This is a genomic window from Pseudarthrobacter sp. S3 (assembly GCF_050156905.1).
GTDB lineage: Bacteria > Actinomycetota > Actinomycetes > Actinomycetales > Micrococcaceae > Arthrobacter.
This window is the reverse complement of sequence record NZ_CP189583.1, coordinates 519299-543017: the sequence shown is the minus strand read 5'-3', so window position 1 is coordinate 543017 and position 23719 is coordinate 519299. Positions and strand designations below refer to the sequence as shown.

Sequence of the window (23719 nt, the reverse complement as noted above, 5' to 3'; positions counted from 1 at the left end):
CGGTTGCGGCGGTGGCGCCAATATCCCCGCCGCCGCAACCGAAGTTCTATGAGTTGAAGACCGGCACACCCGCGGGCAAGGCAGCCTGGTACTCTTCTCGCATTTTATTGCCGCCCTCGGACTGCCAGCGCTTGACGGCGTCTTTGAGTGCGCCAACCTGCTCGCGCCCGGTAATGATGTCGATGACCTTGTCGCGGAGCTGCTTGCTGATTTTTGCTCCCACCTTCGCGCTGGTGTCCGAATAGCTTCCGTTGGTCGGGTTGCGCCACGCATTCTCGAGCAGCTTCTGCTCCTGGCCGTGGACATACCTCGTGTCGTCGTCGTAGCCCGGGTTGAAGATGACGTTCTCTGGGCTGGCCATGATGTTTAGCGCCGACGCGAGGCCTGGAACGTTGGAGGTACCGGACTCGGTCAGTACCGGATTGCCATCACTTGTCAGGGTGTAGTCCTGGCCGGCTTCGCCGTAATTCTTTTGCAGGTACTCGGCGGTGCCGAACGGCGCCGAAAGGTAATTGATCAGTGCCAGGAGCTCGCGGATCTTTCCCTCCTCGGCCTTCTTGAAGGGGGTGAAACCGACGGTCCCATAACCCATGTCGTACACGGGCTTGATCTTGCCATCGGCGCTGAAGGGCAACAGGATGTCGAATTTGGCGCTCTGGTTCAGGACACGGTAGCTGCGGATGTCGTGCGGGCCAACCAGGACCTGCGCGGCAATCGAGCCGTTGGCAACACGGGTGCGGATATCTGATGCTTTGCTGTCCGGGTAGAAGACGCCGGCCGCGAACATCTTTGCCGTGAACTCGATTCCAGCCGCGTACTGATCCGTTTCGAAGAGGTGGGTCAGTGTACGGTCCTTGTTGACGGCCCAGCCGTTGGGGGCGCCGAACCACTCGGTGACCATGTGGAGGATGTTGGTGTAGTTGGCTTCCAGAGCATACTTTTGCTCGCCGGGGCGCGTCAGCTCCTTGGCTTTTTCCAGGAATTCATCGGCGCTGTCCGCGTTGAGGCCGCCTACGGCGTCCCAGACATCCCTGCGGCCCGCCATGACCTGACCGAACGGGGTGCTGGGGATGGGAGCACCCCAGATCTTGCCGTTGATGACGGCGGTCTTCCATGAATCCGGCTTCAGCGCCGCCAGGTTGGGGTACTCAAGCACCGCGTCGCCGGAGAGGTAGGGGGTGAGGTCCTGGAATTTGGCTTCCAGCATGGGGCCGATATTGGGGATACCCTGGTTGGGCGGAACCCACATCATGTCGGGAAGATTGTTGCTGGCAAGGACGGTGGCGAACTTCGCCGGGTAGCCGTCGCCGATGTCCTCGGCGATCTGCAGTTCCAGCTCGCCGCCGAGCTTGGCGTTTAGTCGCTGCCAGAAGGGGTTGTCCTTCATGCCCGGGCTCATAGTTTCAAAGGTTTCCGTCAGGCCGGTGACCTTGCCCGTGAGCGGCGGGGTTTTGACAGACTGCACGGCTTCGGGCAGTTTGAAGAAAGCGGCCTGCAGGCCCTTTTCGTTGCCGGGAATGTCAGCGGTGATACCGGTAAATTCCCTGTAGGTGGGGAGCTTCACGGCAGAGGAGGCAGAGGCGCCCCCGCCGCCGGAGCCGCCGCCGGGGTTGCAGGCAGCAAGACCAGCCGTGGCGACGGCCAGGCCTGTGAGGCCAAGGAAACCGCGTCGGCTGAATCCTGCCTGTCCGGAAGTAGTGCTCGTCATCGCGAAACCTTTCTAGTTTTTCAATGGGAAAGTACTGCTGATGTGACCGTGGTGGTGAACAACTAAAGGGAACAGAAACCAGCGGTCAGCCCTTGACTGCGCCGGTGATAACACCCTTGGCAAAGTGCTTCTGCAGGAACGGGTACACCATGAGGATGGGGACCAGGGCCACAACGACCACCGCCATCTGGATGGACTGCGGGGGCGGGGTAGTGGTGATTCCCAGTTGGTCGGCCGCACCGCTGCCCTGGACAACGAAGTTGCGCAGGAGAAGCTGGATGGGCCATTTGCTGTGGTCGTTGATGTAGAGCAAGGCGTTGAAGAATGAGTTCCAGAAGCCAACCGCATAGAACAGGCCCACCACGGCGACCACGGCTTTGGAGAGCGGAAGGACGATCTTCCACAGGATCTGCCAGTCGCTGGCCCCGTCAATCCTGGCGCTTTCGATCAGTTCGCCGGGAATGTTCATAAAGAAGGAGCGCATCACCACGAAGTTGAAGGCCCCGAAGGCGCCAGGCAGGATCAGTGACCAGAGCGAGTCCAGCAGGCCGAGCTCCCGGATCATCAAAAAGGAGGGGATCAGCCCGGGTGCGAACAGCAGGGTGAAGAGGGTGGCCAGGATGACCGGCCGCCCAAAAAGGACCGAGCGGCTGGTGGCGTAGGCCATGGTGATCGTCACGAACAATGCAAGCAAGGTGCCCACGACGGTGATGAAGAGGCTGACTCCGAGCGACTGCAGGACCAGGGGGCCGCGGAAGATAATCTCATAGGCCTCAAGGGTGGGCCGTTCCGGCCACATCACGAAGCCCCCTGCGGCCACGAGCTGTTCGTTATCAGCCAGCGAGGTGGACACCACCAGGAGCATGGGGGCCAGGATCGAAACGCTGAACAGCACCAGCACAACGGCCTTGATGCTCTGGTACAGCAGCGAGGGCTTTTCTTTCCAGACGGGTCGTTTGGAATCGTAGCTCAGCCCGGAAGCTTTCTTGGTCAGTACTTTAGTGGTCATGTGAGTCTCCTTGTACGGCGGCCGGTCCCCGGCTAGCCGACCTTCTTCGCAAAAATTCCGTCTTCCCCGAACTTGTGGGCCAGCTTGTTGGCTCCCCAGATCAGCAACAGGCTGACCACGCCCTTTGCCAGGCCGGCCGCAGCGCCGGAACTCCAGCCGCCTCCAACAATGCCCGTGTAGTACGTGAACGTGTCCAGAACTTCGGCCGCACCCGCCCCGACGGCATCGCGCTGGAGGATGAACTGTTCAAAGCCAACTGACAGGATGTCGCCGATCCTCAGGATCAGCAGCAGGATGATCACAGGGCGCAGGCCAGGCAGAGTGACGTGCCAAACCCTGCGCCAGCGGCCGGCGCCGTCGGCTGCGGCAGCCTCGTAGAGGGAGACGTCAATAGTGGCCAGGGCCGCCAGGAAGATGATCATGGCCCAGCCCGCGTCCTTCCAGATCATCTGGACGACCACCAGCACCGGGAAGGTGTCCGGATTGGTCATGAAGGGGATGGCGTCCATGCCCAGGTGCCGCAGTGAGTTGTTGATGAATCCGGCCCCGCCGAGCATCTGCTGGAAGAACGCGATGACCAGGACCCAGGACAGGAAGTGCGGCAGGTATGCAATGCTCTGGAAGACCTTGCGGATGCGCGGGCTCATCAGCGAATCCACAATGAGCGCCAGGATCAGCGGCACCGGGAAGAGGAACACGAGCTGCCAGGCCGCCAGATAGAGCGTGTTCCAGAAGGCATGCACGAAGTCCGGATTGACAAACAAATCCGCGAAGTTCTGCCAGCCCACCCAAAGGCTGTCCCCGATGCCCAGATAGGGCTGATAGTCCTGAAACGCGATGACGTTGCCCAGAATCGGGATGTAGAAGAACAGCAGCAGAAAAAGAACTCCCGGCACCATCATCAGCAGCATCTGCTTGTCGTGCCGGAGGCGGCTCCTGAAGCTCTTGCGCAGAACAGGACCGCCCTGGAACTTGGCCTGCTTTTTGGACCTGCGAGGCTGACCTGACTTTGGCGACGGCGCGCTGCCTGTTCCGTCTAAAGTCCGGACGCGGTCCGGTGCCGGCGAAGCAGGCACCCCCGTCGTCGAATTCATACTCTCTCCTCGTTCAATGGAGTCACAGTCCAAGGCAGCAACTTTTGCTGATGTGACTCACCCCATGCTTGTTAATCGTTTAACAAAATAATAAGTGATCGGCGTCTCATTAGCAAGAAACCGGTTGAAATTGATGTGCGTGCCATGTTTTTCCGGTGGCGAGGGGCAGCCGCCTGTTTGAAGCCACGCGCACCACGACGCGCTGACCGATCACCTCGAATCCGGTTGTGCCGCCGACAATGCGGATACGATCTGCCTACTTGGAGCTTGGCTCCCGCAGGAACTTGCCAAGTGACCACGAAGGAATTGGCCTTGGCCGGTGAGGACGAAGTCGAAGTCGGTGCCCTCTGTGCGCCTGTGGTCAAGGAACAGCCGGATCGACGCTTTCGGTGCTGCCCGGACCGCTATGGTCCGGGTGTGCCAGTGAGATCCCGCGTCCGCGGGCTACGCAAAGCAATCAGGGCACGTCGGCTATCCGCCGGGCAGCCTTTCCGAATTAACAACGCGATCCGGACCGCAAGTGCCAGACCTTGGTCGTGCCCGAACAGCGGCCTGCCCCTGCGGCCGTCGGGTTAGCAACCAAGTGGCATTGATCGAAACGAGGGTTCACGCCCCGGACGCCAAAGGCGGAACACTGGGTAGCGGCGTTCACGCATTCACGGCTGCCAGTCCAGGCCCTCCCGCCGGAATACACCATTCCCTGCCGTAACAGCAGCTTGGAGATCCGGTGCCGGGAGCGCATGAGATCCCCGTGGGCATCTTCCCGGGCACGGCCCAGGTCCCGTGCCGCTTCCTGGTCCGCCGCAGAGAGATGATCCAGGCATGACTCTCGGTATGGTCCGGGTTAATCCGGTGGTGAACGATTTTCGCCGCTCTGCGGGTCCAAGGCGCTCACGTCCACGGCGCGGGCATGGACATCCAAACCGACGCTTGCACGCTCGAACATAGCAGAAACCTCTCAATTCAAATGTGGCCATACCGGGGCTGGACCGGCAGCACCACCGTCCGTGCGTGAAGCGTTGCAGCGACGGCTGATATCCGCCATGGGGTCACTTGAGCCAGTTCCCGCCGCGGAGAACGCCGGCCAGTGTGAGGTCCCTGTCCACCACAACTGCATCGGCGCGGAGCCCACGGCGGAGTCCCCCTAGTTCATTGGATAAGCCGAGGACAGCGGCCGGAACGGCCGTAGCGGAGAGTACTGCGTCTTCGAGCCGGACGCCGGCCGCGACGGTTCGCCGGAGGACATCGAGCATCGTCGCTGTACCGCCCGCGAGGGAGCCAGTGGCGTCCAACGTGGCGACACCGCCTGTCACGGTGACGGGGGAAGGCCCGAGCATGTAGTTACCGTCGGTAAGCCCGGCGGCTGCCATGGAGTCTGAGACCAGAACGATGTTGGTGGCACCCACCAGCTGGAACACAGTGGTCACGATGGCCGGATCAAGGTGCGCGCCGTCCGCTATGAGCTCGACGATCGCCTTGTCCTCCTGCGCGGCGCGTAGGCAGGCGGCGACCGGACCCGGGGAGCGGTGATGCATGGGAGGCATTCCATTGAAGAGGTGGGTTACCGTGGGAAGCGAGCGGATGCCTTCGAAACCGGCCGACAGAAGGCCTTCGCGTGCCGCGACAAGGGAGGCCGCTGCCGTGGCGTCATCGCAGTCCGTATGTCCCAGAGAAGGGGTCACGCCGTGCCTGGTCATGAGGCCCACCAGGTTAGCCGCCCCGGGCAGTTCCGGGGCGTACGTCATGGTGACCAGTTTGCCGTCAGCTGCCTGGAGCAGCTCCTCCATGAGCTCAGAGTTCGGCCACAGGAGGAATTCCGGGTTCTGTGCGCCGCATCGGGCGCGCGATAAAAAAGGGCCTTCGAGGTGGATGCCCTCGATGAGTCCTTCGTCCGTGAGCCCGGCAAAGAGCTCGATCCCCCGCAAAAGGTCCTCCCGGGAGGCTGTCACCATGCTGGCAAGGAGCGTTGTCGTGCCCGAGCGATGCAGGAAGTCGATGGCCTTCCGCGCTGAAACCTCGTCGCCGCTAGGGAAGTCACCGCCGTTTCCGCCGTGGCAATGCAGGTCAATAAACCCGGGCAGGATCAATCCGCCGGCCGGAACTTCGTGACAGACCGTTTCCGCGGACGCCGGGTAGTTGAATAGCGTCTCATGGAACGCGGCGGTGGGCCCAGCGTAGACGATTCGGTCACCTTCGACGACGAGAACACCCTTTTCAGTGACACGCCTGTCGCTTACGACTGTTCCCGCGATGAACTGGCGGCGTTGCGTGGCCGAATGTGTTTCCGGAGAACTCATGAATCGATTCTCCGTCACATTTCCCCGGCGAGTGACTCAATGGCACCGGCCGTGGTCGAAACAGCGGGCAAGGATGTCCCCAGAGTCCGCGCGTGTACGCCACCACTATCCGCACAAACCGCGTAGTGCCCGCGGAGCAGGAGAAATCTAATCGGCTGCCCCGCAGGCTGCCCCCTCAAAGCAATCGTAACTATGAGCTGCATATTTTCGGCGCACCATTGGGCAGGATGAATTGAATGGGAGAGCCTGTGAATCAGTTCCCGCGAAGCCGTAGTCCAGCATCTTTCCCATGTTTCGCCGACCTTGAATTCGACGAGGCCGCAAACCGTGTCCACTATCGGCAGGACCCGAATACATACTTCTTGGGTCTCGTCCATGGCGCCGGACGAGACGGTGCAATCAGAAGCGGTTTCATGGCACACTAGGGGCCTTTCACGAGTGCTCTTACCAATTGGGGGTTTGTCATTAGTTCCCGATTGGTCGCTTCTTCATCCGATCCACCCTTGAACATGGGGTTGGCGTGTGACCAGTCGGAGCTTGGCGTCACATCTCATGAAGTAAATCGCAGCCTACTCCCGATTATTTGGATTTTCCTCGGCATTGCCACCACCAGGGACGCTTCACGGAAGATTTCCTTATCGGCAGAGAGCTGACAGTGCGCCTGTTCGCCAGGGCAGCGCGCCCCACTGCCATCTCACGCTCCTTGTCGTGCCGGCCGCTGCCCTGACGTACAGTGGTGTCTTTGTGCCGCCGCTTGCAGGCCTGGGCCAGGGGCGGCCCGGGGCGTCCGCAGGTCGTTTGGACGCTCCCGGAGTCTGCCTCTGGGACGGCTTCCCCCAATGTGGCGTACATTTGCGGGCCGGCCAAGTCGAAAGACGGCGAGCTCAGTCCGCCAGTTCTTCCGCCAGCACCAGACCCTGACCGCCTGGTCCCAGGTCAGGCTCTGTTCGGAGCTCGACGGTAATGCCGGACTTTTCGAGCTCCAGTACCTTGACGGTGTTGACGCCGCGCCGGATCATCGGTGAAGGAATGTAAAGGGTAGCCTGCGGCCCCACGTCCCAGTAACGGCCGAGCAGGAAGCCGTTGATCCAAACGAAGCCCTTCCCGAAGCCGGGCAACGCGAGGTAGGTGTCGGCGGGCGCCTCTACCGCGAACTCGGCCGAAGCAAGCCTCCCGAGCTCGTCCGGACCCCATTCGGTCAAAGGCACCGGTGTCTGGGTCCAGTGGAAGGTGAAACGCTGGTTCACCAGGACTCCGTCGAGGATGCCCTTGCCGTGGCCCGTTAATGGCCCGTAATTGATCCGGCCGAGGTTTTCCACCAGGATTTCCAGCCTGGCGGGGGTGCCGGTGCCGGTGACCTTCAGGCCTTCGGCGGCGTTGGTGTCATCGAGGATGCCGGCAAAAACCCCGTCCACCCAGATGTAGGCGCGGTCGTTCAGCCCCATGATCTTCAACGGTGTTTCCGCAGGTTTTCCCGGTTGCCCCGGCAGCACGGCGTCGGCGGAATAGAGCACCATGCCGGCGTCCAGCCCTAGCTGTTCGAAGGACAGCGGCCTGACGCTCTGAACAGGTTCCCCTGCCGCACGGACCAGGTCCAACAGTTCCACGCCCGGTGCCACGGGGAGGGTCTGTGCGGGCAGCACAGGTGCCGCTGCCAGGAGTTCAGTCTGCAGTTCCGGGACGTTGTTGCCCTCCAGGCCCCGGGCGCGGAAGAACTCCGTCCGCAGGGCGTGGAACTTCGGCGTCAGCGCACCGTTCTCCGCGATGGGAGCGTCGGAGTCGTAGCTGCTGACGGTCGGCTGGAGTTTTTTGCCGTCGTGGTTGCTGCCGGATCCAAGGCCGAAGTTGGTGCCGCCGTGTGCCATGTAAATACAAACTGAGCCGTCAAGGTCCAGGATCTTTCGGATCTCCGCGGCTGCGTCGGCGGCATCGCGGACGTGGTGGCGTTCGCCCCAGTGATCGAACCAGCCGCTCCAGAATTCCACGTTGAAGAACGGCTCACCCGGCCGGCGCCGCTGCCATGTGGCCACGGCTTCATCGCCGCGGCTGCCAAGGGTTGCCGTCGCCCAGGTTCCCTCGATGGCGCCGCCGTCCAGGAAGTAGTCGTTGCCGCCGTCGGCGGTGAACAGCAGCTCCGTGATTCCCCGTTCCTCCAGTGCGCGGCGGTTCCACCGGATGTAGTCGTGGTCATCGCCGTAGCTGCCGTACTCGTTTTCTATCTGCACCGCCACGACCGGACCGCCCGCTGAGGTCTGGCGGCTGGCCACGATGGGCAGAAGAAGGTCAAACCATTCCTCGATGGCCCCCGTGAAGTCTGGGTCCAGGCAGCGCAGGCCGATTCCGGGGATTCCGGTCAGCCAGGACGGGAAGCCGCCGTTGTCCCATTCGGCACATATATAGGGTCCGGGCCGGACGATCACGTCCAGCCCTTCGTCTGCGGCGAGGTCGATGAAGCGGCCAAGATCCCGCCACCCTGTGAAATCCGGTGCCTGGTCACGCCGGGGCTGGTGGAAATTCCACGCCACATACGTGTCCACGGCGTTCGCTCCCATGGCCCTGAGCTTCCGGAGCCTGTCCTGCCACTGATCCGGATGAACCCGGAAATAATGAATCGCTCCAGCCAGAATTTGGTGACGTTCCCCCGCGCGAAAAAGCACCGAGTCCCTATAATTCAGAATCGCTTTAGGCATGGGAGAAACGTTATAGCGATTCACGATGTACAGTGCTCCTCGAAATCGATCCTGACGGGCGTTTGCAGCGATCAGCTGTCTGTGGGGCCGGGAACCAGCTGGGTCTGCTCCGGCAGACCCGTGCCCCAGGGGGCCGATCCGACTGGCCGTTACGCATCGGCATCAAGAGTGACCGAACGCGACAGGTTACGCGACAGGTTACGCGACACATCCGGTTCAGACGAGAGAACGCCCAGACCCCAAAGGCTGGAGGGTCAGTTCGACGTCCATGAATGCACCGCCGGTCGGCGGACACCTCAGATTTGGTCATTTGAATTCTCCTCATTCCTTTGGAAGGCGGGATTATCGTCGCTACAAAACATCGGCCGGGAGGGTCCACTGTTGCAGCAGGTCCCTGTCAATCTGCAAATGATTCCCCAGCCCGCCGCTTGGGAAAGATGGCTTCTCCACGACTTTCTCCATCCTTCCAACATGTGACCTGAACATCATAGTTAATCGATTAACAACAATAAGTGCCCGGCAACCGACATGCAAGAGGTGGACGCTTAATCCGAGGGGTGACTAGGTCTTGTTCGGCCGGGCCAGGATCCGTGCTGCGGTCCTGACGCCCACCGCCGGGAGTGACGTCAGGACCGGGTGAAGCGGGGGGCCCTTCACAAGGGCCTCGACCCGGCGAAGACGGCGTCCCGCGATTCGCGGCAAGCATCCGGGCGAGCTGGGCAGGACGATCGTGGCCGCGTTCGGGTCGATCACGGTGACCGTTTGCTGATCCAGGCGTCGATGATCTCGCCGGCGAGGCGTTCACCCATCCGGGGCGAAAGCTTCTTGAGCCGGGTTCCCGATCCGGCGCCGACCCGCATCGCGCAAGGCTTCTGGCGTCGGCCAAGCCCGCAGCAGATCCAACACCGCCGGGTGGTCCAGGCGCGGGCCACGAGGCAGTCAGCCCGGCGTGGCCTCATGCGCTACATCGAGGTGCTCTACGACCGCTGGCGCCCGCACACGAACAACGACGGGCTGCCGCCGGCCACCGCGATAGCCGGCTTCAAGACCGGCAGCAGCCGACTTCCGGGCGCTGCCTAACCCTGAAAAACCCACCGACTGTCTCACTTCCTTGACACATCTCACTGCGAACGTCGGCCCTTGGCTGCGAACCGGACGTTCCAGGTCGGTGGACGCCCATTTCTTGCGGAAAATCGCGCTAGCGTCGGATATTTTACTTTTTCACAAGCCGCCCCTACGTTGACGCCGGCGGAACCGCGCAGTCGGCATATGACGTGCGTGCCGTCGTCGGCGGCGTTGAACTGGACGGGAGCGCCACCGCCACCTCGTGGGGTGGCAACTTCAAGGACATCCCGCTGAAGAAGCCGGCCGACGGCGTGACACCCGTCGGCCAGGCGTACACCTACCCGGCCAACGATGCTTCGGTCGGAGATGTCAACGGGGATGGCCAGTACGAGTTCGTGGTCAAGTGGGATCCGAACAACTCCCTCCCAGGTGGGCTACACGGGCAACACCTACGTGGACACCTACAAGGCTGACGGCACACTGCTTCACCGGATCGACCTCGGCGTCGACATCCGGTCCGGCGCCCACTACACCCAGATGCTGGTGAACGACTTCGACGGCGACGGACGCTCGGAGATGATATTCAAGACAGCCACGGGAACCAAGACCACCTCCTACTATGCGGACGGCTCGGTGGCCGCCGACTACTACCAGCACATGGTGGGCACGTTCATGGGCTGGAGCGACCACCCTGAGGTCAAGGCCGGCAACTGGCCCGCCACCCTGGAGGAAGCGTTCGGCATCGCCCCGCACTACCAGTACGCGCTGTCCCGGTCAGATGCCGAAGCGGTGACGGACTACTTCATGGATGTCTACGCCCCGGCCCGAAGTGTCCAGAACGCTTTACGGGCCCTTGAGGGCTTCATCGTTTCCGGCCCGGAATACCTCACCGTCTTTGAGGACGCCACGGGCAAGGAACTGAAGACCGTAGCGTATGAGCCCGGCAGGCACGACGACCGCCTGATGTGGGGCGACTAGGCCATGGCACGGATCGAGCCCAGCAACCGCGTGGACAGGTTCCTGGCCGGCGTCGCGTATTTGGACGGCAAGAGACCCGCCGCTGTTTTCGCGCGGGGCTACTACACCCGCAGCACGTTGGCGGCCTACACCTGGGACGGCGCCAACCTCTCCCCGGTGTGGAAATGTCGACTCCGGCTGGACGCCCATGACCAACCCCTTCAACGAATGCCCGCACGGCCGGGACGGCACAGACCCCGAGTTCGGCACGCTCACCACGCAGGACTTCCACTCCCTCAGCGCCTCCGACGTGGACGGTGATTGGCAAGCAGGAAATAGTGTACGGCTCGGCAACGATCGACGACGACGGCTCGCTGCTGTACAGCTCGTCCGACACCATGCCCGGCGGCAGCGCCACCCCAGGAGAGGAGGCCCGGCTGGGTCACGGCGACGCCATGCATGACACGGACATCGATCCCGCCCGCCCCGGCAAGGAAATCTTCACTGTGCATGAGGGCGGAACCTACGCCCCCTACGGTTACGCCATGCGCGACGCCGCCACCGGCGAGGTGCTGTTTGGCGCCTACTCCGGGAAGGACACCGGCCGCGGCATGATCGGCGACGTGGATCCCGCCGTGCCCGGCATGGAAAACTGGGCCATTGGCATGCAGTCGGCCGACGGCGACAAGCTCTCCGCCACCACCCCGGGCACCAACATGAGCATCAAATGGGCTGCCGACATGACGACGCAGATCATCAGTGGCTCCGGGGACCAGACCCCCACCATTGACGACTGGAAGCGCGGCAGGCTGCTCACCGCCGCGGACACCCGGACCAACAACGGCACCAAAGGCACGCCGAGCCTCGTTGCTGACGTAGTGGGTGACTGGCGCGAGGAAATGCTGGTCCGGACGGCCGACAGCTCAGCGCTCCGGATGTACATGAGTACAGAAGTGACCAACCACAAGCTCTACACACTCATGCACGACCCGCAGTACCGGGCGGAAGTTGCTCGCCGGAACACCAGCTACAACCAGCCGTCCTACACGGACTTCTACCTGGCGCCTCCCAGGCGGCGCAGGGCATCCAGCGCATCGCGAAGTTCCTGGACCAGCAAAAGAAGCCCGTTCAGGCATCCGTCGTCGCACGAACAGCGCTCGACCACCATGCCGGAAACATTCTCCGGGCATTCGAAGGCTAGGAAGGCGAAAGCACGGCAGACTGTTGAAATGACTCTCTCACCGCTCATCATGCTCAATGACGGCTACAGCATCCCGCAGCTGGGACTCGGCACCTGGCCGCTGGACGACGAACAGGTGGCCGCCGCCGTCGTACATGCCCTGGAAGCCGGGTACCGGCACGTCGATACGGCAGTGAAATACGGCAATGAAGAAGGCGTTGGGAACGGTATCCGCGCAGCAGGGCTGGACCGAAGCGAAATCTTCGTCACCACCAAGCTGGATGGCCAGTTCCAAGGCGAGGACCGCGCCGCGGCGGGGCTGGACGGGTCGCTGACCCGCCTGGGACTGGACGGGTCGCTGACCCGCCTGGGACTGGATTACGTGGACCTGCTGCTGATCCACTGGCCGCTCCCTGCGCGTGATGATTTCGTGTCGACGTGGAAAACGTTCGAGCGGCTGCAGGCGGAGGGCAAAGTCCGGTCCATCGGCGTCTCCAACTTCAAGCCTGCACACCTGGAACGGCTGCTGGCCGGAAGCGACGTTGTGCCTGCCGTGAACCAGATCCAGCTGAGCCCGGCGATTACCCGCCAGACGGAACGGGAGTTCAATGCCGGGCACGGAATTCTCACCGAATCCTACAGCCCGCTGGGCGGTTCAGGGGCCAGCCTGCTGGGCGCTCCCCTGCTTGCGCAGCTGGGCGAAAAATACGACAAGACGCCTGCTCAAATGGTGCTGCGCTGGCATATTGAGCAGGGACTTGTAGTCATTCCCAAATCGGGAAATCCCGAGCGGATGCAGGAAAACCTGGACATCTTCGACTTCGCCCTGGACCGGCAGGATCTCGCGGAACTTGCCATCCTGGACGAGGGGCCAGGCGCCGGCAACGATTCGGACACGACAGGGCACTGACAGGGCCGCGACAATGCTTCCTGCCCTGATGCAGAGCCTGTTGCCTCATTGCAATACCTCCGGGAAGACTGATTCGTTGCCTCGTCTGGAAACCTCCGGTTGATGGCTTCGTTGCCTCATTGAAGAACCTCCGGTTCTTCAGTTGTTCCAGGCCCTGTTGATGGGTTTGGCGGCGGCGGGTTGTTTTGCCCGGGAGAGTATTTCCAGCTGGCCGGTGAGTGCCAGGATCTGGCGTGAGAGGGCGCCTGGTTTGATCTGTTTGAAGGCTGCGTTCATCCGGATGATCGGGCGTTTGCGCATCCTCTCGTGCCGGAGCGCCCTGTGGTGGGGTGTGGCAGGTGCGTCGTGCTTCTTGGTCACTTTCGCGCCGTGCCGCTGCTTCTCGATGAGTTTCTGCTGGGGCAGCAGATAGTTCGTGAAGATCCGGTCCAGCTCCCAGATCTCGTTGAGTTTCGCCAGTTCCGCGGCGGTGTCGTAGCGGAGGTAACCGACGAGTTCCCGGACCCTGGCCCAGTTCTTTTGCTCCACGTGGGCGCCGTCGTTCTTGTTTCCCGGCCGGGACCGGGTGAAGGTGATCTGCTGCGCATGGCAGTAGGCCAGCAGGTGCTCGTTGATGAACTCCGAGCCGTTGTCCGAACTAAGCCGATATCGGCTTAGTTCGGATTAAGCCGAGGAAAACGCTACGCCGAGCGATGCCGGTTTTGTCCCGGGTTTCGGGGGATTTAGGAACTTTTCCTCGGCTTAGCATTTCTGGGGCTACCGGAGGGTGTAGAGCTTCTGCAGGTTTTCCTCGCTGAGCCATTCCACGGTGCTCTGGCTGATGCCGGGTGTTGCCATGTTCATGGCTGCTTTCATCATGTCCAAGGTGGCGAAGGCATAGAACGCCGAGGTGGTGCTCACGCTTTCGTGTCCGAGCAGTTGCATGATGATCGGCAGCGGGATCCCTTGCTTGTAAAGATCCATGGCCTTGGTCTTGCGCAGCATGTGGCAGTGCAGCTTGACCGGGATCGTGGGGCAGTAGCCTCGGGCGATGTCGCCGGCCTTCTTGAGGATCGCTGCGACGCTGTCTTCCGAAAGCCGGGTCGGTTCACCCTGGTGGAGGCTGTTGAACAGCGGACGCGTGGCCGGCAGGGTTGCTGGCCGGGAATGGAACTCCTGGAGATATACCTGCAGGTGCCCGACGGTTTTGTCGCCAAGGGGCACGACGCGGCTCTTGTTTCCTTTCCCGGTGAGCGTCAGGTGGGCCGGTTTCGCCAGACTCAGGCCATTCAGGGTCAGGGCGGTGATTTCGCTGATGCGTGCCGCGGACTCGTAGAGGAGGATCAGGAGCATGCGGTTGCGCCGCGACTTCGGGGTGGAGCCGGTGAAGGCCGCCAGGATCGCGGCGGTTTCGTGCTTCTGCAGGTGGTCGATCGGCTTCTTGGGCACCGCTGGGGCCTTGAGCGCCGTGGCTGCTTCATGCAGGGCCACCAGCCGGAGGTCCTCCTGGGAGGCGTAGCGCAGGAACGCCTTGATGGCGGTCAGGCGCAGGCCCACCGTCTTTGGTTGGTAGTTCTTGGTTTCCCGCATCCAGATCAGCCATGCCTTGAGGAATGTCCGATCGAAGTGGTCGAAACCGATGTCCTTGCGCTGGACGGATTGCTCGTCCACGAGGTAGTCCACGAAGCATTCCAGGGAGATCCGGTAGGCCTCGACGGTTTTCTGGGAAAGGTTCCTGACCTGGGGCATGTATTCGTGCAGGTAGTTCCGTGCGTAGCCCCAAAAGTTGGGGGTGTCGTGCTTGGTGTCGCGCTTCATTCGAATCCCACCTCGGGAAGAATTCCCTGGCCTTCACGGACGATATCGGCGTAGCCGTTCATGAAATCCGGGGATGTATGGATGTAGTAGTACGTGCTCTGAAGCGAGGCGTGGCCCATATACCTGGACAGGTAGGGCAGCATGGCGTTGACATCGGTGCCTTCGGCCATCCAGCGTTCGATGTTGGCGTAGGCAAAGTGGTGCCGGAAGTCGTAGGGCCTCGGCTGTTTCCCTCCGCTGGGGCGCGGCAGCCCGGCTTGGTCCCAGATCCTGTGGAACGCGTTCCCAATAGCATTGGGGCACACCTGGGCGCCAACCGTGGAGACGAAGAAAGCCGCCCGGTCCGCGCCGAAGATTTTCCGGGAGGTCCGGTCGCATTCGGCCAGGATCTCACCGACTTGGCCGGTGAGGGGAAGTTGTCGGCTGCGGTTGCCCTTGGACCAGAGCACGTCGATGACGCCTGCGGCCAGGTTCACGTCCCCGGGCATCAACCCTCGCGCCTCGCAGGTGCGCAACCCGCACGAATGCATGAGGGCGAAAAACGCGAGTCCCTGCCATCTCCACGGGGATCTGGTGTCCAACCGTGTCGCGGCATCGAAGAACCTGGTGATCTCCTCGTTCGTCAGCAGGTATGGCTGCGGGCGGACAAGGTCGGATCTCCACTCGTCAGACAGAACGTAGGCTTCCTCATCGCCATTGAGTCGTTCCCAACGGCCAAAGTCCCTGATGTATGACAGCCACGACCGGCGGCCGTTCGGGAGACTGGTGGTCCGGGAAGAAACCCATCCTTCAACGGTGGGCCGGTCAAGGTCCTTTAGCGAACGTTGCGTGCAGTATCGGTCAAAACTCCTCAAGTACCAGAACCGGCCGTCGCAGGAGATTCCCATGCTTTTCTTGAAGGCAAGGTAACGCTCCAGGTCGGGGCCGAGCGCGCTGGTGAATTGTGGCTTGTTCATTTTCATGCTCCCTGCGGCATCGGGAGAGTGAGAACGCATGCGCGCAGATGCTCGGTATCCGTGCCGAGGTATCTGTTGGTGGAATCCGGGGCAGAGTGCCCAAGAACGGCCGAGATCGTTGGCAGCGGGGTTCCTGCACGCAGGAGCCTGGTGGCGGCGTTGTGGCGCAGCAGCCTCGTCCCGGCATCGATGCGGTCCAATCCGGCCGCGCTAAAGGTTCGTCGGGTCACTTCATAGATGGACGCGTGGTCCGAGAACTCGGTGTGGGGTGCCAAGGAGCGCAAGAATACGTGGTCGTTCCGGACCTCAGGACGTTCCGTGAGGACATACGCCGCCAGCGCTTCGGCGATCATCGGAAGCAAGGGAAGCGTGAGCGGATTGCCGGTCTTTTGCTGCACGATCCCGATCGTTGATTCCCTCCAGTTGATGTCACTCAACCGCAGGGCGATCAGGTCGCAGGCACGCAGCCCCGTCACCAACGCCAGCAGAGTGATCGCCGCATCACGGGCCGGAACCAAGCCATGGGTGCAGGCCTGGAGAACAGCGCTTTGATCTTCATCGCCCAGGGTTGGAACGATCCCGTGATGGCGCTTGGCGTTGGCCAGGCCCAGGGCGTCCTGCAAGTCGCGCCGTCCCAAGAATTTCAGGAAGGCCCGCAGATTGATGACCGCCACCCACATCGAGGACTCGGCCCAGCGTCCCCGCAACGATTCAAGGAATCCCAGCACGCTGGCACCCTTGGCCTCCTGCAGCGAGGTTACTCCTTGCGCTTCCAGGTAGAGGAGGTAGCCGCGAACCTCACGCATGTACGAGTTTCGAGTCTCTACCGCCAGATTGCGTTGCCCCATCTCAACTGACCAGGCGGCCAACGACCGGATGAACTCCTCGGACTGCGGAGCGGGTTCGCCGCCGTCACGCCGCATGGTGGAAAGATCCACCGAACCGGTGAGGACATAGGAATCCAGCAACCTCACCAACCGGCCGTACGATTTTCGGCGCTGGCTACTGAATCTGCCGGTCCGTGGGCTCGTGGTCATCGACGCGAATTCCGCACCGAGCTCCATGGTGTAAAGGCCGTCCTGTTTCTGAGCGAGCAGCTCCAAGCGGCGAAGCCATTTCCTGTATTCAAGTATCGTCGACTGCTTGTAGCCCACCGCTTCCAGACAGGCCACCACCAGCTCACCAATCCCACTAACTGTCGATTCCATGACGCGTTCCCTTCGCTGGGCCTACGGATACGACGAAGGTAACGCCAAAATCTAGTCAAAGCGCTAAGCCGAGGAAAAGTTCCTAAATCCCCCGAAACCCGGGACCACAGCGACTCCATTCGGCTTAGCGTTTTCCTCGGCTTAATCCGAATCGATGCCGATGATCGGGAAGGGGAACACCGCGGTGACGTGTTCGAGGGCCTCGAAGACCCATTTGGCGGCCTTGTTCTTCACGGAACGGTTCACGGTCCATCCAGTGGAAATGTCCGTCACTGTCAGGGTGAAGCAGAATTCCCCGAAGCTGTTGCCGCCTTCGTGGCCGACCAGATCGATCTCCACGAATCCCGGGACGGCATCGTCCCATTCGGCCCAGGTCCGGACCGGGATCTGGGATTTCAGCAGGGTGCCGGGCTTGGTGTGCGAGCGGCCCCGCGGGAAGAGTTTCGCCCGTTCACCGACGAGTTTGCGGTCGATGGTCGCCGCGCTCATGCGCATCAGCAGATCCGCCTGCGCGTCGGTGACTACCAGCTCCTTGTCCCGGCGCAGCAGCGGCACCAGGACCGGCAGCATCGGGGCCAGAAGCCGGCCGGCAGGAGCGCGCAGCACCGCCCAGCACATGACCAGGGGTGGCAGCAGATCAGGGCCGTAGACCGGCGTCCGGCCCGGTCTGGGCTTGACGATCTTCAGGACCAGGGCCTCCCGCAGGGCGGTCCGGGCGTAATCGCGGTGCCAACCGGTCAGTTCGACCAGCTCGTTCAGGATCCGGGACTTCCCTGCACGATCCGCGCTCTTGTAGGCGAGGGCTTTCTTCTTTGTCACAGCTTGCCGCTGGACCATCGTGAGCTCCATGAAAACGGGCATAACCCGCATCCGCTGCAACTGCCGGAAACCACGCCGCTACGCGGAGGTTTTCAAATGAGGCAACGTATCCGGCTACGCGGAGGTTTTCTATGAGTCAACGCGCAGAGTGGCGAAAAGATACTAAGCATGATTAGTATTGAGGCAGAAGGATGAAGCGTGCCCGGGATACGGGTACCTCCTTGATGTAGGAAGAAGGAACGACAAAATGGGTTTCTTTGCATTTTTGATTCTTGGCCTTATTGCCGGCGCTATCGCTAAGGCAATCCTTCCAGGCAAGCAGGGTGGCGGCTGGATTATCACCCTCATCCTGGGCGTCGTCGGCGCATTCCTGGGTGGCTGGCTTGGCGGAATGATTTTCGGTACCGGCCTGCAGGAGTTCTTCTCGCTGCAGACCTGGTTGCTCGCGATCGCCGGCTCGATCATCGTGCTGCTTGTCTACGGCATGATCACGAAGCGCAGCGTTCGCAGCTAACTTCGTTACCGGCATGAACACCGGCCCCGGGACCTCCCGGGGCCGGTTTTCTTTCCCCGGCCACTCGGACCGGGGAATGACACCTTCTCAACGAGCAGGAGTTCACAATGAAATCAAAGCTTCTATTAGGTATTGGAATCGCGGCGGGTTACGTCCTGGGATCACGGTCCGGCCGGGCAGCGTACGACAAGCTCAAGGCCAGGGCTACGAGCATCTGGGACAGCAAGCCGGTCCAGGACAAAGTCAGTGCCGCCACGGAGGCCATCAAGGAGAAGGCTCCCGACGTGGCGGACCAGCTGGGTGAGGCGGCGCGCCGGGCGGGCACAGTCATCAGCTCCGCCGTCCACCACGACGCCGCGTCGGGTAACACCAAGTCCAAAACGTCCGACGCCGGCACTTCGGTGGGTGAATCGATGAACCTGGGAGCATCGGACGTCGAGTCCGACCCCGCGTTCACTGACAACGAGGGCCAGGACTGGTCCGGTGAAGGCGGCGCCACTACTGCCGGCGCAGCAATGAATGTTGACCCTCGGCGGGAATGATCCGGGATCGTTGCGGGGACATTACGCGGGATTCGCCGTGTGACACGGAAGCAACGTTGAAATTGTGCTAAAAATAGTCGTTGCTGGCCGCCGCGCTCCTTGGGGGACGCGGCGGCCAGAAGCGTCTCAGGTCATGGCCACATGCCCTGACTCAGGGAGCCAGCTCGGCAGCACCGAACGACACGCTGAACTGAGCGCACCACAGGTCAACCGAGCGGTACTTCGACAGATCCACGTCGGCGGGGATCTGATAAATCTGATTGCCCAGATTTCCCTTGATCAGGCCGAGGTCGTTGTAATCAGCGGAGCCGGCGGTGAACCACCCGGCCGTCCCTTCCACCACGTGCGCGGCACTTAACCAGACGTGCACGTCCGGACCGTTGGACGTAGCCAGGTTTTCGAGCGAGAGTAGCCTGGCACCGTCAGGCTGCCGGACGATCCGGACAGTTCCCGTGGTGGCGTGTTCATGGCTGATCAGCGTACCGACAGCAAGCTGCACCGGACCTGCAGGCACGGGTATCGGCGTCAGCGTCGGCGCAAAGGGTGCAGGCGTAGCAGGTTGTGCTTGCGCGGGACCGCTGGCCACGATGGGAAGCTGTCCATCGACCTTCACGTCCACAAAGAGGAGCCAGGGCTTGAACAGCACAAGCCCAAGCACCAGTCCTACCGCCGCGACCCCCACCACAGCGACGATCCAGATCCGGCGCCGGTTTGGAGTTCGCGTTCCGCTCATGGGCTTTTCCCTCATGGACTCATCGTCCGTGTATCGGCTGACCGGCGCAACGCACCAGCCATAACCGGGCGTGCGGCGTTTTGGGCGTCGGCCCCAGCACGCGCAACAATGTCGTACCCCTACGGCACAGTATTCCCATGGAAGCTTCGAGGGATCAGCTTGCGGAGAACAGTGACGACGCCGGCACGACCGTCGCTGTTCTAACGGCCGACGCCGGCCTGGCTGCGGTGAACGCTGCCGTCGCTTCTGCGCCCGGGACGCTGGCGATGGCCAGCTACGTCGACGCCGCCGATTTCGCCGGACTGGTTGAGGACCTCTCCCGGACCGCACCCACGCCATCACGGCCGCCGCAACCACCCGCACCACCCGGTCACGGACCACCGGCTGGGACAACGGCGCCGAAACCCTGAACGAAACCGACACCGGCTGGCCAGCCGGGACCACCGCCGGAACCACCAGCTGGCCTATACCGCGGTCCCCGGCCGATGACGGCTGCAAAAACACCGCCGAATTCCTACGCCTCCGGATCCGGATCGGACGCAGCGAAGCCACCCGCCGCATCCACCTCGCCGCAGCCCTCACCCCCAAACGCCACGAACAGCCCGCACACCAGCCCGGCAGAGACCACCACCGCAGACGCCGCCCTAAACCCGCAAGCCATTCCAGGGTCCGGGCCCGTGGTCTCCTCCCGCGCCGGGACCATCATCAGCGCCACCCTGGACCGCCTCAAGCACCACACCACCCCCGAGACCCTGGACCGGATCGAACACGACCTCACCCGCACCGCCGCCACCACGGACCCCGACTTCCTCGCCCGCGTCGCCCGCCGCTGGGCCAACACCCTCGACGACGACGGCACCGAACCCACCGAAGAAGCACTCCGCCACACCCAGGGCGCGTTCATCCGCAAACCCCGCCATGGCCTCCACCACCTCGAAATCTTCGCCACCACCGACCAATACGAACACCTCGCCACCGTCATGAACACCGCCACCAACCCCCGCACCACCGGGCAAGCCAATGACATCTGGCAGAACGCAGACCCCGGCCTGGACCGGCGCACCCGCTCCCAGAAACGACTCGACGGCATCATCGGCGCCCTCAAAGCCGCCCCCAGCACCAACGAACTCCCCACCACCGGCGGGAACCGCCCCCAAATCCTCGCCACCATTAACTACCAAGACCTCCACCCCCACCCAGCCACAGCCCAACGCCGAGGAACGGACGCCAACAACACCGGCAACGGCACTGCCACTGGCACGGGAGCGGGCACAGCCACGGGCGCCGGCAGCTTCACCTTCACCGGGCCCGTCGCGGCAACCACCCTCCGCAAACTCGCCTGCGACGCCGAGATCATCCCCGTCCTCCTCGACACCAGCGGCGAAATCCTGAAACTCGGCCGCAAAACCCGGCTCTTCACCCCCGCCCAACGCCTGGCCCTGAGCGCCCGCGACCAAGGCTGCACCTTCCCCAACTGCACCATCCCAGCCCCCTGGTGCGAAGCCCACCACATCACCTACTGGTCCCAACAAGGCCCCACCAACGTCAGCAACGGAGCCCTCCTCTGCTCCCACCACCACCACCTCATCCACAAAGAACAATGGACCATCCACACCCGCAACGTGAACCACCCTGGGTTTGATGGAGACTCTAACCTCACACGGAGAATAGAGTCATGGCAAGTGGTAGAAAATTTGATGAGGAAACCAAGGCCCGCGTGGTGCGGATGTATCTCGAGCGCCGGGGTGAAGTTGCCGGCGAGTCGGAAACGGCCGCCCGGAAGCACGTAGGTGCCCTGTTGGGCGTCAGCGCGGACACGATGCGGCCCTGGATCGTCCAGCACGAGATCGAGACCGGTTCCAGGCCCGGGGCGACGGTGGCGGAGAACGACGAAGTGAAGAAGCTGCGGCGCGAGAACGCCGAGCTGCGCCGGGCCAACGCGATCCTGAAGGCGGCCTCGGCTTTCTTCGCGGCCGAGATCGACCGGCCACACACCAGATAGTTGCCTTCATTACGGCCCACAAGGACCGTAAAGACGCCAAAGGCCTGCGATGGGGCGTCGAACCGATCTGCGCCGTGCTCACCGAGCACGGGACCAGGATTGCCCCGTCGACTTACTACGCCGCCATCAAGCGCGGCGTGTCCAAACGCGAACTCTCAGACAGGAAAATGATCGACATCATCAAGACCATCCATAAAGCCAATTTCAGCGTCTACGGTGTCCGTAAAATGTGGAAGAAGCTCCTGCGTGAAGGCCACGAGATCGGCCGGGACCGGGTCGGACGGCTGATGCGTGCCGCAGGGCTGCGGGGTGTGCTGCGCGGCGGACACAAGACCTTCACCACCCGCCGTGATGACCTGGCGGCAAGGTTCCCGGACCGGGTGAAACGCCAGTGGAATACCGGCGTCCAGGACAGGATCTGGGTCGCAGATTTTACGTATGTCTGGACGTACGCGGGGTTCTGCTATGTGTCTTTCGTCACGGACGCGGCGTCACGGCGGATCCTGGGCTGGAAGGCCTCGATGAGCAAAGAGACGCCCCTCGTCACTGATGCCCTCCAACAGGCCCTGTCGGTGCGCCGGCGTACCGACAGCGAGTTCACCGCGACCGGGCTGATACACCACAGCGACGCCGGGTCACAGTACACCTCCGTCATGCTCACCGAGCATCTGGTCGCTGCGGGCATGGAGGGCTCAATCGGTACCGTGGGGGACGCGTACGACAATGCCCTGATGGAATCGACCATCGGACTGTACAAGACCGAACTGATCGATTTCGACCGCTTCACCACCTGGAAATCACGCCAGCACGTCGAGTCCGAAACGGCCCGCTGGGTCCATTGGTACAACACCGAACGGCTGCACACAAGCATCGGGGACATTCCGCCAACGGAATTTGAAACCACCCATCAACAAACGTGTATTCTGTCAACGCAGACTGCATAAACGAAGTCTCCATCAAACCCAGCGCGGTTCAACGGCATCCCCTGGTTCACATCCCCACCACACATCGACCCCACCCAAAACCCCAACAAAACCACTACTTCAAACCACCACCCCCACCACCCCAGCGCGAATAGACGCTGCCATAACGCGAAAAGGCGGCCACAACACGGAATGCCTTGAGCGCAGCGCCAAAGGGCAGCCGCCACCGCAGGCACTGGTACCTGCCGGCGCACCGTTACTAAGACCGGGCCCGTCCGACGACGACGGTGCCGTCCAGTTCTTCCGAACGAACAGTCCTCACCGCGAATCCTGCATGCGCCAGGATCGACGACGTCCGGGCGGCCTGCCGTTCGCTGGTTTCGATGAGGAGATTCCCGCCCGGCCGCAGCCATTCGTTGGCCTCCGCAGCGACGCGGCGGTGGAAGTCGAGTCCGTCAGCGCCGCCGTCCAGCGACCATAAGGGTTCGTGCTCGCGCGCCTCATGGGGCATGGAATCGATAGAACTGGTGGGGACGTAAGGGGCGTTGACAGCCAGCACACTGATCCGGCCCTTAATGGTGGGCGGCAGTGCCTCGAACAGATCGCCCTGGTGGACGTCACCCTCGGCACGGCCGATATTCCGGCGGGCGCAGGCCACCGCCGCCGGGTCAATATCCGCGGCATGAAGTTCCAGGCCAGCAATCCGGGAGGCGATGGCAGCACCCACGGCACCCGACCCGCAACAGAGGTCCACAACTACGGCGGGCTCCGAACCATCCAGGCACTCCCGCATCCGGTCCGCAGAGAGCAGGGATGCGGCCTCGTTCACCAAGAGCCCGGTCCGGCGGCGCGGTACAAAAACCCCGGCATCGAGCTCAACCTGGAGACCGCAGAACTCTGCCCAGCCGAGGATGTGCTCCAGTGGATACCCGGCAATGCGCTTTCGGACCGCCGAAGCGATCTGGGCCGGATCGAACATTGCGGCCAGGAGAAGCTGGGCTTCCTCCTCCGCAAAGACGCACCCCGCCGAGCGAAGCTGCTCAGCGATCCCCAAAAGGGACTCTACGTGAAGTTCAGTGGCTGACATGGCTACACCTTCCGCGAGCTGACGGGCTCCGGGCACCATCGCCCGCCTCTGAATGTACGCCAAGCTTGGCTCCGGCGGCATGTCCACAACTGACGCCACCCAATCGCAACTCCAACAGCAGCCTGGACAGCAACGCCACTAACAGGAAGGTCTCCTGACGTGAACACGCACCCGCTACGACCACGTCATCCAGCTGCTCACGACGGGCCAGGGCGGTCACTGCAGGCT

At 62.5% G+C, this 23719-nt stretch carries 19 protein-coding genes, 2 pseudogenes and 1 riboswitch; of the genes and pseudogenes, 8 read left to right on the top strand and 13 right to left on the bottom strand.

Annotated features, from left to right (window positions below):
• Window positions 1–46: 46 nt before the first annotated feature.
• The 6 genes and pseudogenes from ACQCSV_RS02685 to ACQCSV_RS02660 all read right to left on the bottom strand — a co-directional run.
• Complete coding sequence (locus ACQCSV_RS02685; RefSeq protein ID WP_354223908.1) at window positions 47–1708, bottom strand: sugar ABC transporter substrate-binding protein; 1662 nt, start codon at window positions 1706–1708, stop codon at window positions 47–49.
• A gap of 85 nt (window positions 1709–1793) precedes the next feature.
• Window positions 1794–2717, bottom strand: a complete 924-nt coding sequence (locus tag ACQCSV_RS02680; RefSeq protein ID WP_354223910.1) for a carbohydrate ABC transporter permease — start codon at window positions 2715–2717, stop codon at window positions 1794–1796.
• A gap of 32 nt (window positions 2718–2749) precedes the next feature.
• Window positions 2750–3811, bottom strand: coding sequence for an ABC transporter permease subunit (locus tag ACQCSV_RS02675; RefSeq protein WP_354223912.1), 1062 nt, complete (start codon window positions 3809–3811; stop codon window positions 2750–2752).
• 1049 nt (window positions 3812–4860) lie between these two features.
• Window positions 4861–6108 (bottom strand): amidohydrolase family protein, encoded by a 1248-nt coding sequence (locus ACQCSV_RS02670; RefSeq protein WP_354223914.1) that lies wholly within the window; start codon window positions 6106–6108, stop codon window positions 4861–4863.
• 435 nt (window positions 6109–6543) lie between these two features.
• Window positions 6544–6666, bottom strand: a riboswitch (SAM riboswitch).
• Between the two features lie 326 nt (window positions 6667–6992).
• Entirely contained in the window at window positions 6993–8798 is a 1806-nt protein-coding gene (locus ACQCSV_RS02665; RefSeq protein WP_354223916.1) for a beta-galactosidase family protein, read from the bottom strand.
• Between the two features lie 582 nt (window positions 8799–9380).
• Window positions 9381–9728, bottom strand: a pseudogene (locus ACQCSV_RS02660) (IS110 family transposase); the annotation flags it as partial.
• 27 nt (window positions 9729–9755) lie between these two features.
• Between ACQCSV_RS02660 and ACQCSV_RS02655 the strand changes: the two are divergent.
• The 3 genes and pseudogenes from ACQCSV_RS02655 to ACQCSV_RS02645 all read left to right on the top strand — a co-directional run bounded on the left by ACQCSV_RS02655 (window position 9756) and on the right by ACQCSV_RS02645 (window position 12910).
• On the top strand, window positions 9756–9878 hold the full coding sequence (locus ACQCSV_RS02655) for a hypothetical protein (protein ID WP_354223918.1): 123 nt from the start codon (window positions 9756–9758) through the stop codon (window positions 9876–9878).
• A gap of 146 nt (window positions 9879–10024) precedes the next feature.
• Window positions 10025–11884 (top strand): annotated as a pseudogene (locus ACQCSV_RS02650) (rhamnogalacturonan lyase); the annotation flags it as partial.
• A 165-nt stretch (window positions 11885–12049) separates the two neighbouring features.
• Window positions 12050–12910, top strand: a complete 861-nt coding sequence (locus ACQCSV_RS02645; protein WP_426939511.1) for an aldo/keto reductase — start codon at window positions 12050–12052, stop codon at window positions 12908–12910.
• A 138-nt stretch (window positions 12911–13048) separates the two neighbouring features.
• On the opposite strand, the gene ACQCSV_RS02640 is transcribed toward ACQCSV_RS02645, so the two are convergent.
• The 5 genes from ACQCSV_RS02640 to ACQCSV_RS02620 form a co-directional block, all read right to left on the bottom strand.
• Window positions 13049–13438 carry a hypothetical protein gene (locus ACQCSV_RS02640; RefSeq protein WP_426939123.1) on the bottom strand — a complete coding sequence of 130 codons (390 nt, stop codon included), beginning with the start codon at window positions 13436–13438 and terminating at the stop codon, window positions 13049–13051.
• 228 nt (window positions 13439–13666) lie between these two features.
• Complete coding sequence (locus ACQCSV_RS02635; protein ID WP_354249669.1) at window positions 13667–14707, bottom strand: tyrosine-type recombinase/integrase; 1041 nt, start codon at window positions 14705–14707, stop codon at window positions 13667–13669.
• Entirely contained in the window at window positions 14704–15663 is a 960-nt protein-coding gene (locus ACQCSV_RS02630) for a tyrosine-type recombinase/integrase (RefSeq protein WP_426939122.1), read from the bottom strand. The genes ACQCSV_RS02635 and ACQCSV_RS02630 overlap by 4 nt, the downstream gene beginning before the upstream one ends.
• Before the next feature lie 2 nt (window positions 15664–15665).
• Window positions 15666–16871: a site-specific integrase gene (locus ACQCSV_RS02625; RefSeq protein ID WP_354253268.1), complete on the bottom strand. Its 1206-nt coding sequence runs from the start codon at window positions 16869–16871 to the stop codon at window positions 15666–15668.
• Window positions 16872–17012: 141 nt separating this feature from the next.
• Window positions 17013–17732 (bottom strand): hypothetical protein, encoded by a 720-nt coding sequence (locus tag ACQCSV_RS02620; protein WP_426939121.1) that lies wholly within the window; start codon window positions 17730–17732, stop codon window positions 17013–17015.
• Between the two features lie 205 nt (window positions 17733–17937).
• Between ACQCSV_RS02620 and ACQCSV_RS02615 the strand changes: the two genes are divergently transcribed.
• Both ACQCSV_RS02615 and ACQCSV_RS02610 read left to right on the top strand, forming a co-directional pair.
• Entirely contained in the window at window positions 17938–18204 is a 267-nt protein-coding gene (locus tag ACQCSV_RS02615) for a GlsB/YeaQ/YmgE family stress response membrane protein (protein WP_248763117.1), read from the top strand.
• A gap of 107 nt (window positions 18205–18311) precedes the next feature.
• Entirely contained in the window at window positions 18312–18746 is a 435-nt protein-coding gene (locus ACQCSV_RS02610) for a hypothetical protein (RefSeq protein WP_426939120.1), read from the top strand.
• 151 nt (window positions 18747–18897) lie between these two features.
• On the opposite strand, the gene ACQCSV_RS02605 is transcribed toward ACQCSV_RS02610, so the two are convergent.
• Window positions 18898–19479, bottom strand: coding sequence for a DM13 domain-containing protein (locus tag ACQCSV_RS02605; protein ID WP_426939119.1), 582 nt, complete (start codon window positions 19477–19479; stop codon window positions 18898–18900).
• Between the two features lie 137 nt (window positions 19480–19616).
• Here ACQCSV_RS02605 and ACQCSV_RS02600 point away from each other — a divergent pair, with 137 nt between their 5' ends.
• The 3 genes from ACQCSV_RS02600 (at window position 19617) to ACQCSV_RS02590 (ending at window position 22425) form a co-directional block, all read left to right on the top strand.
• Window positions 19617–19889: a hypothetical protein gene (locus ACQCSV_RS02600; RefSeq protein ID WP_426939118.1), complete on the top strand. Its 273-nt coding sequence runs from the start codon at window positions 19617–19619 to the stop codon at window positions 19887–19889.
• Window positions 19890–19964: 75 nt separating this feature from the next.
• Complete coding sequence (locus ACQCSV_RS02595) at window positions 19965–21269, top strand: DUF222 domain-containing protein (protein ID WP_426939117.1); 1305 nt, start codon at window positions 19965–19967, stop codon at window positions 21267–21269.
• Window positions 21155–22425 (top strand): IS3 family transposase gene (locus tag ACQCSV_RS02590; RefSeq protein WP_354163281.1). Its coding sequence is split into 2 segments (ribosomal slippage): window positions 21155–21440 and window positions 21440–22425, totalling 1272 coding nucleotides; the frame shifts between segments, so codons are not numbered across the junction. The genes ACQCSV_RS02595 and ACQCSV_RS02590 overlap by 115 nt, the downstream gene beginning before the upstream one ends.
• A gap of 238 nt (window positions 22426–22663) precedes the next feature.
• Here the strand turns inward: ACQCSV_RS02590 and ACQCSV_RS02585 are convergent.
• On the bottom strand, window positions 22664–23491 hold the full coding sequence (locus ACQCSV_RS02585) for a putative protein N(5)-glutamine methyltransferase (protein WP_354156209.1): 828 nt from the start codon (window positions 23489–23491) through the stop codon (window positions 22664–22666).
• Window positions 23492–23719: the final 228 nt, after the last annotated feature.